This is a genomic window from Shewanella oncorhynchi, from assembly GCF_012584455.1.
Lineage (GTDB): Bacteria > Pseudomonadota > Gammaproteobacteria > Enterobacterales > Shewanellaceae > Shewanella > Shewanella oncorhynchi.
Genome location: NZ_JABAEB010000004.1, coordinates 224,825 through 238,716, shown reverse-complemented (window position 1 = coordinate 238,716; position 13,892 = coordinate 224,825). Strand labels below are relative to the sequence as shown.

9 protein-coding genes are annotated in these 13,892 nt (G+C 45.7%); 2 read left to right on the top strand and 7 right to left on the bottom strand.

Features of this window, described 5'->3' with window-relative positions; all coding sequences use genetic code 11:
- Positions 1-50 precede the first annotated feature (50 nt).
- Together HGO26_RS07745 and HGO26_RS07740 are read right to left on the bottom strand one after the other, a co-directional pair.
- The gene (locus HGO26_RS07745; protein ID WP_168824359.1) at positions 51-2,201 is read right to left on the bottom strand and encodes a M3 family metallopeptidase; all 2,151 of its coding nucleotides are present in this window, start codon (positions 2,199-2,201) and stop codon (positions 51-53) included.
- A 203-nt stretch (positions 2,202-2,404) separates the two neighbouring features.
- Positions 2,405-4,504, bottom strand: a complete 2,100-nt coding sequence (locus HGO26_RS07740; protein WP_168824357.1) for a multiheme c-type cytochrome — start codon at positions 4,502-4,504, stop codon at positions 2,405-2,407.
- 541 nt (positions 4,505-5,045) lie between these two features.
- On the opposite strand from HGO26_RS07740, the gene HGO26_RS07735 reads away from it, so the two are divergent.
- Positions 5,046-5,642 (top strand): thymidine kinase, encoded by a 597-nt coding sequence (locus tag HGO26_RS07735; RefSeq protein WP_028761119.1) that lies wholly within the window; start codon positions 5,046-5,048, stop codon positions 5,640-5,642.
- 368 nt (positions 5,643-6,010) lie between these two features.
- On the top strand, positions 6,011-9,088 hold the full coding sequence (locus HGO26_RS07730; RefSeq protein ID WP_168824355.1) for a transglycosylase domain-containing protein: 3,078 nt from the start codon (positions 6,011-6,013) through the stop codon (positions 9,086-9,088).
- A 154-nt stretch (positions 9,089-9,242) separates the two neighbouring features.
- On the opposite strand, the gene HGO26_RS07725 is transcribed toward HGO26_RS07730, so the two are convergent.
- The 5 genes from HGO26_RS07725 to HGO26_RS07705 all read right to left on the bottom strand — a co-directional run bounded on the left by HGO26_RS07725 (position 9,243) and on the right by HGO26_RS07705 (position 13,691).
- Positions 9,243-10,454, bottom strand: coding sequence for a PQQ-dependent sugar dehydrogenase (locus HGO26_RS07725; RefSeq protein WP_168824353.1), 1,212 nt, complete (start codon positions 10,452-10,454; stop codon positions 9,243-9,245).
- Positions 10,455-10,624: 170 nt separating this feature from the next.
- Positions 10,625-11,383: a sulfite exporter TauE/SafE family protein gene (locus tag HGO26_RS07720; protein WP_105252043.1), complete on the bottom strand. Its 759-nt coding sequence runs from the start codon at positions 11,381-11,383 to the stop codon at positions 10,625-10,627.
- 191 nt (positions 11,384-11,574) lie between these two features.
- The gene (locus HGO26_RS07715; RefSeq protein WP_025008087.1) at positions 11,575-11,892 is read right to left on the bottom strand and encodes a hypothetical protein; all 318 of its coding nucleotides are present in this window, start codon (positions 11,890-11,892) and stop codon (positions 11,575-11,577) included.
- A 38-nt stretch (positions 11,893-11,930) separates the two neighbouring features.
- Entirely contained in the window at positions 11,931-12,533 is a 603-nt protein-coding gene (locus HGO26_RS07710; protein WP_168824351.1) for a DJ-1/PfpI family protein, read from the bottom strand.
- A 135-nt stretch (positions 12,534-12,668) separates the two neighbouring features.
- The gene (locus HGO26_RS07705; RefSeq protein WP_168824349.1) at positions 12,669-13,691 is read right to left on the bottom strand and encodes a hypothetical protein; all 1,023 of its coding nucleotides are present in this window, start codon (positions 13,689-13,691) and stop codon (positions 12,669-12,671) included.
- Positions 13,692-13,892 lie beyond the last annotated feature (201 nt).

The window sequence follows — 13,892 nt, the reverse complement described above, 5'->3', positions numbered from 1 at the left end:
GAGTTTGTCTTTATCTATAGCCTATCGCATTAAGGCTATCAACTCTTAGCTTAGCGTGCTTGATCTAGACCGCGGCGTTTAAGTAAGCCTTCTGTGGTGGGTTCTTGTCCGCGGAAGTTTTTGTAGGCGTCCATTGGCGCTATGCTATTACCCACTTCACGGATCGTTTTGCGGTACTTCATGCCGATTTCACGATTGAGCCCACCTTGGGTTTGTACATAGGCAAACGCATCCGCCGCTAAAATCTCACTCCACATATAAGCGTAATAACTTGCCGAGTAACCGCCGGGGAAGGCGTGGGCAAAATAGGCCGACTTATAACGCGGAGGTACGGCACTGATGTTTAAGCCGTGCTTTTTCAGGGCATTGGCTTCAAAGGTTGGTACATCTTGCAACGGCGTATCTGGGCTTAATGAATGCCATTCCATGTCTACTAATGCGGCGGCCATGTATTCCAGAGTGTCAAAGCCTTGGTTGAAGCTGCCAGATTTCAGCAGTTTTTGCAGCAGTTCATCGGGAATGGGTTTGCCTGTTTCATAGTGTTTCGCGTAGTTCGCTAACACTTTTGGATGGGCGGCCCAATCTTCTTCAAACGTCGATGGGAATTCGACAAAGTCGCGTGAAACCGAGGTACCCGCCAGACTTGGATAAGTCACTTTAGAGAACATGCCGTGGGTGCCGTGACCCATTTCATGGAACATAGTAGTGACTTCGTTATAGCTGACGAAGGTGGGTTCACCTTCGGGCGCTTTCTTTATGTTCATCACGTTGACGACCACAGGTTTAGTGCCTTCGAGGAAGGATTGACCGACGAACGAACTCATCCAAGCGCCACCACGTTTACCTTCACGGGCAAAATAGTCGGCGTAGAAAATGGCCATGCTTGAGCCATCGGCATCAAACATTTCGTAGGCTTTTACATCGGGATGGTAAACCGGTAAATCTGGGCGTGGTTTTAAGGTGACGCCATAGAGTTCTTTGAGTGTGTAGAATACGCCGTCTTCGAGAACGCGGTTAAATTCGAAGTATGGGCGAATGCTATTGGCATCGAGAGCGTATTTTTCTTGGCGGACTTTTTCTGCGTAAAACTCCCAGTCCCACGGTGCCAGTTCAAATTTCCCACCGGTTTTAGTGATCATGGCTTGAATGTCGGCCGCTTCTTTCTCTGTGTTAGCAACTACCGCAGGCACCATTGAACCAAACATGCTGTAAACCGCTTCGGGTGTTTTGGCCATTTGCGGTGCTAATCGATAACTTGCCCAGTTTTCATAGCCTAATAGTGTTGCGCGCTCGGCTCTGAGTTTCGCTAAACGAGATACGAGTGACGCAGTTTCGTTTTCACCAGTTAAGCCACGGTTCGCTGAGGCTTCCCAAATACGCTGGCGTAGCTCACGGTTTTCCAGTGATGCCAACACAGGTTGGCGAGTGGTGTTGGTGATGTTAATCAGATACTTGCCATCGTGACCGGCCGCTTTGGCATCGTTCGCGGCTGAAGTGATTTCACCGTCGGTTAATCCAGCAAGTTCACTTTTTGAATCCACCACAACGGCGATTTCTTTGGTTAAGCGTAATAAACGCTGAGAGAACTCATTCGTTAGTGTTGATTGTTCTTCATTTAACGCGCGGATTTTAATTTTTTGTTCATCGGTAAGTTTAGCGCCAGCCATGATAAAGCGTTGGTGATATACCTCAACCAAACGTACGGCTTCTGGGGTTAACCCTAAGTTGGTGCGGTCGTTATAGATGGCTTCGATACGGGCAAATAGCGCTGGGTTTAAGTTGATATTATCTGAGTGGGCCGCCATTTTGGGCGCCATTTCGCCTTGGATTTTACGCAGTTCTGGATTGCTGTTTGACCCTGCTAAATTATAAAACACGCTTGATGCACGGTTGAGTAGGGCGCCGCTTTTCTCCATAGCCACAATCGTATTATCGAAGGTTGCTGCTGCCGGATTATTGGCTATTGCGAGAATTTCTTGGTACTGCTCTGCCATGCCTTGCTCTAGGGCTGGCGCGAAGTGCTCATTCTTGATGAGGCTAAAATCAGGGGCTTGATATTGCAGGTTACTGGCTTGGAACAGCGGGTTTTGGGTTGGTACCGAGATAACGTTAGGTGCTTTAGTTTCTGTGCTGCTGCAACCTGCCATGAATCCGGCGGTGAGAGTGGCGCCGATGGCGATGGCAATAAAACTTTTACGCATAATTGAGTGACTTCCTTTGAATTGTTGTTTTTTTAGGACTGTAACGTTAGTAACTTAAATAGGGCTGAAAATGGCTTGTTATCGGGAATGTCTAAGTAAAAAAGGAGCCTCGCATTAGCGAGACTCCTTTGGCTATTTCCTTGCAGGGAAAATAGGTACCGCTTTTTACTTACTTCTTAATCACGCGATGATGAGATGATTAATTAGCGAGTAAACTTGTGGTATTTATCAATACCAGAACTTCTACCTGTGTCATGACATACTGCACAGGATTCAGAGGTCGGTTGTTTAAACCAGTCAGCAACCTTTGGTATGCTGATTTCACCACCGTTGCTTGCCATATGCGCCTTAGCTGAATCGCTAGTGTGGCAGGCATAACAGTTAGCGGTGACTGGACTTGTCATTTTGCTACCTGGTTCAGCGATGTATTGATTTGGCACTTTGCTTAAATCAATCGCTTTTTCATGACAGGCAACGCAGCTAGTAGAGGCTTCAATCGCGCCTGCACCGTTAGCGGTTTGCGCTTGAGTTCCATCAGCTTTAACTTCACCGACTTTAGCGCCATTACCCCAGTGCCAGCTGTGCACCATAGGACCAAAACCTGCGCCTAAGGCTGCTGAAGTACGTTCCATGCCGTTGTCATGGCAGGCGATACAAGCTTTACCACCTTCATCGAAGGCACCATTTTTGTGGAACGCAGTGGCATCGTTGTGACAAGTAGTACAGCTGTTAGTACTCGCTATCTCACGACGTTCGAAGCCAGAGACCTTTTGAGTGGTGACAGGGTTAACGACATCTGAGTAAGCCGTAAAGGATATGCCCATAGAACCATCATAACCTGTCGCTCTTAGGCTGCCATTACTTTGGTAGCGTTGCTTGCCATCATATTCCATCCAACCAGCGGTACTGAATGTCACGCGGGCAGAATAAACATAGTTAGCATTCACTGCGCTGATATCCGTCAGTAAATGACAGATATTTTTAGTGCCGTCAGTGTTGTAACCATAGTAGTAGTTAGTCCGGTTACCTGGGCGACCCACTAAGCTGCCATTTTCATAGGAATGTAAATAAGCGCCCGCATAAACTACAGGTTTCTTAGCGTCATATACTAGCGGGCTAGAATAGTTAAAGTTGTCTTTAATGCTAAAGACGTTACCATCGGTGTCTTTCACTGTCAGTGTTGTACACCAGCCTGGGGCGGTTACTGCTGCCGCAGCACCTGTCGGCGCATAGTGGTCTGTCTTGGTAGAAATATCATCTACTTTAACAGGTGTTGATAGACTTAATTTATACTTAGCGCGAATCGCTTGGCGTTCGGTTATACCCGCTTTGCTTTCGTGCATAATGCGCAGATCCGCACCATTACTTGGGATAATAGCCCCTGGTACGCCACCACTGTCATGGCAATCAATACAACCTGGTCCAGCTACGTTGATGTTTTTAGGTGCTTCAACGTGACAAGATGTACAGTTTTGTACTGAAAAGTCTTTAGTAAAATCTTGGTGATTGATATGACCAATTTTAGATAGGGTGTTTGTCGCATAGCCACCCGTAGAGAAACCTTCAGCATTGACAACTGCGCGGCTAACTGAACCGTGACACACTAAACAGCCTTCCACGAAGGTGACTTCGCTGTCCATGCCAGTAGCGACATAGCTTGCATGACGACGAGGGCTTGTTGAGTAGTCGATATGGCAAGAGTAACAACTATCAGTTGTGGTTGAATGGGTGCCTTCAGGTTTGTTAACGACCAGAGGTTTAGAGGTCGCAATACCATTATTACCACCGACACGTAACCAAACAATACCTTCAGTGCTTGGATTAACCCCTTTCATTGGTACTTTAAATTGGTAATGACCATCAGCTAAAGCGGTCAATTCAGCGCCGACGGTTGCTTGAGTTGCTTCACCGCCAATATGGACGTTATCTGCAACACCATTTTTATCAGCTTCGGTGCGGTTAGTGATGAAGCCTTTATCTGTTAGTGCAGCCACTTTGGCTTGAGCATTTAACAGTCCGTTGATTAGGTTATTGTTTTCATCTGTAATTTCAAATTCGTAAGTGATACTGCCTTCGCCAAAGCTATAGTTGATCACTTTGACGTTAGTCATAGTAGAACTGGTGACAGGGGGCGGTGTTCCAGGCTCACCGGGTGTTCCAGGTTCACCGGGTGTTCCAGGGATACCGGGCGTTCCTGGTGCTCCATCTACACCATCTTTACCATCATCGCCGCAGCCAACAAGGGCGCCAGTTAGTGCTAAGGCAACTAAATATGCCAGTTTTCTAGAGGTGAAAATTCTCATCATAATCTCCATTTGATCCAATATGCGAATAAAGGACGGAGTGGAGCACTAAAGTTTGCAGGGTAGATTAGTGCTTTGACCGTTGGTCTCAATTTGCAAGCTATCGAATACTTTTCTTTTTTTAATTGAGCACGTTTTGTCTCGAATGAAATATTACTGTTAACGCTATGTTTATTTTTTGAGCGCGAGCCCATTTATACCTATTACTTTGGAGGTAGATCGCACTTTTTAAATTTAACTTTTACTAATTTTTCCTTACGAAACAACATTTAAGTTTCAGTTAAGCTTTCATTAACAATTGAACGGCATCGGGGCGTTTTTTATGTTTTTTGCAGGGAGGAGTATTAAATGAAGTGGACTAGAAATATTTCAGGAGGCGATTGGAGATTAAAATGATTGATAAGTTGGTGTCATTGCAGAATTTCATGATAAAAGCTTAGCGGCTGCTAGTGTTCTGATGTGAAGCGCAATGTTAGACTAGCGCTCAATTTGGCTCTGGTAGCAGACGCGTAAGCGATAACGTTTTTAAAGGGTATAAGTCTTGGCTCAATTGTATTTTTATTATTCGGCAATGAACGCGGGTAAATCCACTTCCCTATTACAGTCATCCTATAACTACCGTGAACGCGGTATGAATACTTTGGTCATGACAGCCTCCATAGACGACAGATATGGCAAAGGTAAAGTGGCCTCACGTATTGGCATTGAAACCGAAGCACAGGTATTTAGTAGCCAAGATGATTTAACTCAAATGATTAGCGATGTGCATCAAGCTACGCCATTAAGCTGTGTGCTAGTGGATGAGTGTCAGTTTTTGAGTAAAGAACAGGTTAAGCAGCTGACGCATGTGGTCGATAATATTGATATTCCTGTACTCTGCTATGGCCTAAGAACGGACTTTCAAGGCGAACTTTTTAGCGGCAGTCATTATTTATTAGCTTGGGCCGATAAATTAGTTGAGTTGAAGACTATTTGTCATTGTGGGCGTAAGGCTAATATGGTGGTGCGTCTTGATGGTGAAGGCAAGGTGATGCGCGAGGGTGAGCAAGTGGCGATTGGCGGTAATGAAAGTTACGAGTCTGTCTGTCGCAAGCATTTTCGTGAATTTATCTGGGATGCGCATGAATATGTGGGATGAGGCTTCGTTAATAGCGTGTAATTATTGAGCGACTCATTCTTTTTATGCGACTTAAATTAGCTCGTTTTGTTTTTAAGTCATACTGTCTGTTGCCTTAATCGCTGAAAATACCTTGATATCAACAAATTAATATTTGGCAAAATGTACTATCAGCTTAACATGAGTATTGATTAGTGGCGGTTGTGGGTCACAGGCACCCTTCTTTACAGTGAAGTTAGGTTTGATAAAGTGTGGAACATCATGGGTACTAAGACTAATTAATAGAGCCGGATAATGGCTAGATGAGTTTGATATCTTGCTTTACTGAGTGGCAACGGATTTGCTGAGTTGCATGAAAGATGAATATTTTAGTGTTTTTTGGAGCTGTTTTGCCTAATTCCACATCAGAGATGAAGTTCGAAAATTATCGTCCTCGTCCACCACAACCTGAGCCTAAAGCTAAGGTTAAGCCGCCGCGTAAAGCCAGATCAAAGGGCAGGGTCTGGTTCTTATTTTTTATTCTGATTTGCTGCGCTGCATTGCTGATTGGACTTGAGGTTAAAACTTCGTTTTACCAAGCAAAATTCATCAATCAATATGCTAAGACGCTCACCTATGAATTAGAAAGCTCACCGAGCCAAGCGGTTATTTATCCTAGTTATGGTCCTTTTGATGAGCGCCATGGCTACAGTAAGTTACCTCAATATATTGATAGGTTACTGCAACGAAATTTTCAGGTAACGCAACAAGTGGCGTTTTCGCCAGCGTTGCAGGAATACGCTCAACTTGGATTTTTTCCGCCTTACCATGAAAAGGCTCAATCTGGGTTGACGCTGCTCGATTGCCGCAATACTGATTTATACGAATTTGCCTATCCTAAACGGGTTTATCAGGACGACGATAAGATCCCCAATGAAATCGTTAATACTTTACTGTTTATTGAAAACCGCGAGTTATGGACGACGGAAGAGAAACTCAATCCTGTGATCGACTGGCCACGTTTTGTGGTGGCAGGCATGAGCCAAATTGCTGAAATGGTTGGTATGAATGTCTCTACCGCGGGTGGCAGTACACTTGCGACTCAGATTGAGAAATTCCGCCATTCTTCCCAAGGTTTAACCTTGAGCATTAAAGATAAGTTACTGCAAATTGGCTCGGCCAGTGTGCGCGTGTACCAACAAGGTGAAAACACTGAACCTGCTCGTAAGCGCATCGTTCAAGATTATCTGAATACCGTGCCATTATCTTCGGCGCCAAATCATGGCGAAGTTCATGGTATTGGTGATGGATTGTGGGCGTGGTTTGGTACCGATTTTGATACTGCAAACAAGTTGTTAGCATCGCCGCAGATCAAAGGTAATGCCACCAAGCGTGGACAAGTATTCCGACAAGTGGTTGCCTTGATGATCGCCCAACGTCGTCCGTCCTACTATCTATTGCAAGGTCATGAAGATCTTGAGAACTTAGTCGATAGCCATATCCGTTTACTCGGCCAGTATTATTTGATTGATCGTGGCCTACGTGATGCTGCACTCGCGCAGAAATTGCAGTTTAAGGTCGCCAAGCCGCAGCGTAATACCCAATCTGGCGCAGATAAGGGTGTGAACACAGTTCGTATTCGCACCGCTGGCATGTTAAATGTGGGGCTGTATGATTTAGACAGGCTCGATTTGACTGTCAACAGTAGCTTACATAGTGACTTACAGCAGAAAGTCAGTCACTACTTACGCAGTTTGGCGCAAGTGCCTACCGCGGAGCAAGTGGGTCTGCTTGGCGAACGGTTACTCGACCCAAACCAACTGCAAAACGTGCTGTATAGCTTTACGCTTTATGAGCGCACTGAGACCGCCAACCGAGTTAGAGTGCAGACGGATAGTACCGATCAGCCTTTTGATATTAACGAGGGCAGCAAGTTGGAATTGGGCTCAACCGCTAAATTGCGGGTGATGGCGACCTACTTAGAAATCATTGCCGAAATCCACGACAAGTATTCCAAGAAACATGGGATTGAATTGGAATCCATCATTATCGAACCTAGGGATCATTTAACCCGTTGGGCGATTGATTACTTGATTTTGAATCCCGACAGACGTTTAGACCGCATGTTAGATGCGGCGTTACAGCGAGAATATTCAGCCTCAACCAGTGAACAGTTTTTTACCGGTGGTGGGTTGCATGTGTTTAATAACTTTAAAAAAACAGAAGATTTAAAAACGCCAACACTTTACCAAGCCCTGCAGGATTCGGTTAACTTGCCGTTTGTGCGCCTCATGCGCGATATCGTGAATTACAGCAGTAGTATGCAAAACGAGGGCAATATGGCCCAGTTGCTGCGTAATGATAAAGATCCGCGCCGTGACGAATATCTGCGAGTATTTGCTGATAGAGAAGGTAATACCTTCGTTACTAAGTTTTATCGTAAGTACAAAAAAGTGGCTGCGAATGAGCGTTTCGACATGTTTTTTGATGGTTTGTCCCAGTCGGAGCAGCAGTTGACGGCAGCGTATCGCTATTTACTGCCCGATGAATCTATGGCGTCATTTAAGGCTTTCTTGAAGCAAAGATTGCCGCAGGTGAGCTATACCGATGGTCGTATTAAGAGCTTATATAACAAGTACGGTCCGGATAAATATAATTTGCCAGATCAAGGCTATATCGCACGGGTGCATCCCTTAGAATTGTGGGTGCTGGATTACCTTAATCATAATCCTGATGCCAACTTGAACGATGTTAAGCAGGCGAGTGAAGCACAACGTCAAGAGGTTTACCGTTGGTTGTTTAGGACGCGGCATAAAAACGCCCGTGATGTACGAGTGCAAGTGATGCTTGAAGTTGAAGCCTTCCTTGACATACATCAACGTTGGGCGCGTTTAGGTTATCCCTTTGATTCTATGGTGCCATCCTTAGGCTCAGCACTGGGTAGCTCGGGTGACCGACCCGCAGCCTTAGCCGAGCTGATGGGCATTATTCAAAATGACGGCTATCGTTTGCCCACAGTGCGTATCAATCAGCTGCATTTCGCCGCAGATACGCCCTATGAAGTGAGATTGCAGAATCAGAACACCCAAGGTGAGCGGGTAATGCGCCATGAAGTAGCACAAGCCTTAAAAGCAGCGCTGGCGAACGTAGTGCAAAACGGCACCGCACGTCGTTTAAAGGGCATTTTTACCGATGAAAAAGGTGGCATGTTAGCCATAGGCGGGAAAACCGGCACCGGTGATAACCGTATTGTGACTCAGATGCAGCAAGGTAAAAAAGTGGCGACTACGGCGATGAACCGCACCGCGACCTTCGTGTTTTATCTAGGTGACAAATACTTCGGTACTTTGACCGCCTTCGTGCCAGGCAGTAAATCCGATGATTTTAGTTTTACTTCGGCGCTGCCATTGCAGGTGATGAAGGGCATGATGCCTATTTTAGCTCCCTATGTACAAACCGAGCAGGGCATGTGTGTGGTGAACGAATAAAGGCATGAATTAATAAGTGCCACGCCAACGACAAAGAGTGTTCCTGATGAACACTCTTTGTCGTTTTAAGGCTTAAATTCTCTATCGATTGAGTTTATTGCTGTGGTTAACATGGTTTAGTTAAAGCACTGTGATAAAAGTGCAGCGATTAAGATTACTGCGGCGATAACTGGTAAATTTTTGATTTAGCTTCATCGGTTACGAGATAAATCAGTCCATCTGGCCCTTGCACGACTGAACGCAATCTTTGCCCCAATTCAGTTTTCAGTAGCCGCTCTTCTTTAATTATCTTGTCGCCATCAAGCACTAAACGCACCAGTGTTTTTCCCTTTAGGCTGGCGAGTAACAGATTATTTTGCCACTGTGGAAATTTATCACCTGTGTAAAACATAAAGCCCGCCGTGGCAATCGAGGGAACCCATTTGTAGACGGGTTGCTCCATTCCCGCCTTATGGGTGCCTTCGCCGATTTTGCCGCCGCCATAATTCTCACCATAGGTAATCACGGGCCAGCCATAATTTTTGGCAGCTTGGTCTATATTGAGTTCATCGCCGCCCTGGGGCCCATGTTCGCCCGTCCACAATACTTTGCTGATGGGATTAATCGCCGCGCCCTGCATATTGCGGTGACCAATAGACCAGATCTCGGGTAAGGCGCCAGCCGTATTGACGAAGGGGTTATCCTTAGGCACTGAGCCATCGGCATGAATACGCACCACTTTGCCTAAATGATTGTCCAATGTTTGTGCGCTATCTTTTTCACTATAGCGATCGCCGAGTGTGATAAACATTGTGCCGTCAGGCGCCCACACTAAACGAGATCCAAAATGGTGGCCGCTGTTGACTTTAGGTTGTTGACTAAAAACGCGGGTGAGATTTTCAAGCTTGTTACCATTGAGCGTGGCAAAACTGACCGCTGTGCTATTGAACTCGCTTGCATCAGCTTCAGCGGGTTCTGAATAACTGAAATAGATTTTTTTGCTGCTGGTAAAATCTGGCGCAAGCACGACATCAAGTAAACCACCTTGACCTTTGGCATACATAGGCGGTAAACCCGTTAAGGGTTCACCCACTTTGCCTGCAGTGCTGACAATGCGCATTCTGCCGGCGCGTTCAGTCACGAGCATACTGCCGTCGGGTAAGAATGCCATACCCCAGACATTCTCTAACCCTTGGGCTATGGTTTTTACCTGAATATTACCCGTTTCCGTTTTGACGCTAATGGTCGCTGCGCTAGCGGTTTCGGTGTAAATAGCCGGTGAGCATGCAATAAGACACAGGGCAAGATTTAAGGTGCTTAGCTTCAAGGTCTTTGGCATTAATTTACTCAGTCTCAAGGTCCTCAGCTTCAAGGTCATCAGTTTCATCGCTATCCTTAATCACACTGTTCTCCTATAGGTTGGATCAGAGTAACAAGTCAGTCACATAAGGGCAATTTATCGGTGAGACCTTGTATCGAAAACTCGCCTGTCCAGCTTTTATGAGTTTAAGCTTCACAAATCAAAAGCCTAAAGTATGAAAACTAACGCATGAAAAACTAGCGCATGAAAAAGCCTAAGGCCATCGCTAAACCGACGATCACAATAAAGCCGCGTAGCAAGGGCTGTGAAATACGGTAGGCCAGCGCCGCCCCCACATAACCACCGACAATCGCCATAACGGCAAGCAGCAACAGATATTGCCCATCGATAACATTGCCCGCGGCATAAACCACAACGGCGATGGCGGTGAGCAGGGCTGAAATCAGATTTTTAAGTCCGTTCATCCCATGTAGATTGGTTTGCCCCATCAGGCCAAAACTTGCGAGTAGTATGATGCCTAAGCCACCATTAAAATAACCGCCATAGATACACACAGCCGACAGCATTATCAGTGCCGTTATCGGACTTAACATTGGCGTAGAGGTGTTTTCGCCTTGCTCAGCGATTCTTCGTTTGAGCAACCAAGGGCCAACAATAAAGGCCGCGGTGGCCAGTAGAATCAGCCAAGGGATCAGCTTTGCGAAGACTTGCTCGCTGGTGGTCAGCAAAATACCCGCGCCAATACTGCCGCCAATTAAAGCAATTAAGATCAGATTTTTAAGGCTAAGACTCGCCGGATATTCGATATCCTTTCTAAAACGCCATGCGCTGGCGATATAACCGGGCAGCAGCGCGGCTGTCCCCGTGGCATTCGCCGCAATCGGTGGAACCCCGACAAACACTAACGCTAAAAGGGTAATAAAACTGCCACCACCGGCAACTGCATTGAGCATGCCGCCTAAAAAGCCAGCGAGTGCAATAATAAGCCAGTCCATAGATACCGCTCCTTTGGACAATGAGAGAGATAAACAGAGCGCTAAAAATGTGTCTGTTATTATGAGTCAATCTAAGCACTCACCCTAACAGGATGATTTCGATATTGAAAGTCGCGTAATGATTCGTTACATATCGCCATTCGTGAAGGTGAAGATATAGGATGAGTGAGCAGGCTTTTACTTGCTTAGTGCTAGGGTACTTGATCCCAAATACCAGACATAAAAATAACCGCTGCTATGGCTTCACTTTGCTCGGTAAAAACATCTTCTCCCCAACAGTTTTGTCCACGTTCTTGGTAATAAACATGAAAGGTACTGAGCATAGGTGTTCGAATGCAATACCAACCATCGAAGGTATTCTTAGCAAAATTGACCCAATACTGCGCATCAGCAGTTTGGATTTGCTGAATGAGTAATTCATTTTGCGATAGCAAAGCCACAAGCTCATTCTGGGTGGTTATTTGATGCTCGGCTTTTATAGCCTCGAGAAGATTTTTAAGTTTTATCATGGGATCTTTTTCATTCATCGAGAGTATCTACATCACTTTTAACGAATGGCCGCGGAGATGGAGGATTGGATTAATGCTTCAAAAATATCTGTTTGCCCGGCAGGAATAAGCTGCCTGTGAATTTCGCGGCGTTTCGTACTGTCGAATAAACGCTCCGCAACCCAACCCGTTAAATAGAGTGAGGAAAGGCAGCCGCCCGCAGTGGCAATATTGCCATTAATCACGAGGGCGCAGTCTTCTACATCGACGCCCATGGCAACTAGGGCAGGTTTTGCATCGGGGTGAGTCGTTGCCGAGAGATTGTCGAGTAGCCCTAATTTGGCAAAGAAGAATGACCCCGCGCAGATACTGCCAAGCAATTGTCGTGTGGGATCTAATTTAAGGGCGGACATAAACTCAGTATCAGCAAGTGCCGCAGGTACGCCTTTGTAACCACTGCTGAATAATACCACGTCGGCATCAGCGACTTCGGCCACATGACCATCGGTTGCAACCGTCATCCCCAAGCTTGATATGTGGCTAGGTTTGGTCCCGAGTACTTTTACTGTCCAATCGGTTTTTGTACGGCCGAGAATATCGCGCATTAAGAAGAAATCGATATCGGTAAATTCATCAAATATCACAATCGCAATCTGGTACATAAGCTTTCCTCTGGCTTGTATTGTGGATGACTTAAGGCTTGAATACGCTCAGCTTTAAGCCTTGGGTCCTCAATATGAATAGAATCATGATTTATTGGTTATCCATTTTTTATGAAAATTTGGTTAATCAAAATCTTAACCAGCACTAAACGATGGCAGTCGCTTGGCGAAAATAGCATGGGCATCAAAATCTTGGCTTTGCATTCTGGTTAATGTGTTGGTTAACACCTCATCAGCAGCATCTTCAATCCGCTGTATCCCTAACGTTGCAACATAATCACTAAATGATGTGGATACTTGTTCAAACAAAGCTGTGATATCGCCAAAGGCTGGATGACTGAACTGCGGATTAGGCAAGCCCCTGAGGTCACGAAGCTTTAGCAGCATTAACGCCGTCAAGGGCATGTATGATAGATGTCCATTGTGGAACTCAAAAAAACACTTTTTATCCCCGATGATCGCTTGTTCTACCTGATCATCGCAGAGGGTTTGCAGCATAGTGCTGATGAATTCGATATCCTGTGTATCCCAGTTATCTAAAAATGACGCATAGGGGAAAGGAGCCGTGTTTCGCAGTGTCACTTGCACTTCAGTGGTAAAAGGCGGCTCGATATGCCCCAGATAACGGCCATACAGCTGCACCAAAAAATCGCCAATAAAGCCATGGGAGCGAACAATCCAGCCCGAACGCCGCGCGGTTGCATCAGCGTGGTACAGCTCGTCCGCCTCGCGTTTAAGCCCAGCTAACAGCATCAGCACAAGCCGAAACACGCTGATTGTAGACCACATAGCGTTTGCTATCCCGCCAGTTTTTTCTAGCGATGAGCAATATTTATAGTAATCAATGGCGGTTGCAAAATAACCGTAAGCAAGCGAGCACATAAGCGGCTTAGGCTCAAGCAAGCCCGATTCAATATAGGTAAGTTGGGCTACATAGCCCCAATGACACTCGGGTACACCAAACTCAGCTCCAAATAATTCCCACTGGCGAAAATCCTCATCAAACTCACGATATTGTTTCACTCTCTCGAAACCATCTGTCATCCCACTGTCGATATAATCGGTCAGTAAATACTGGTCATATTCAAAGACGTTTTTGGCATAATCGCGCATATGTTTACGACCGCGACTGCGCTTATTGAGAAACTTGGCTAACATCTTGAGCATCCTTATTATTTAGGCTGCGGCAAGTTTACCGCAACGGCGCTAAATATCACTATCTGTAGCACTTTTGAAGCAAGCATTAAGCGACTCCGTTGTAGCGATGGTGAACACACATTCGCCAGCAAAGAACCTTGCTAACATATGGTGTTATCAGTTTAATGCGCGACATTGTTCATTATTGAATATGCTGGGATG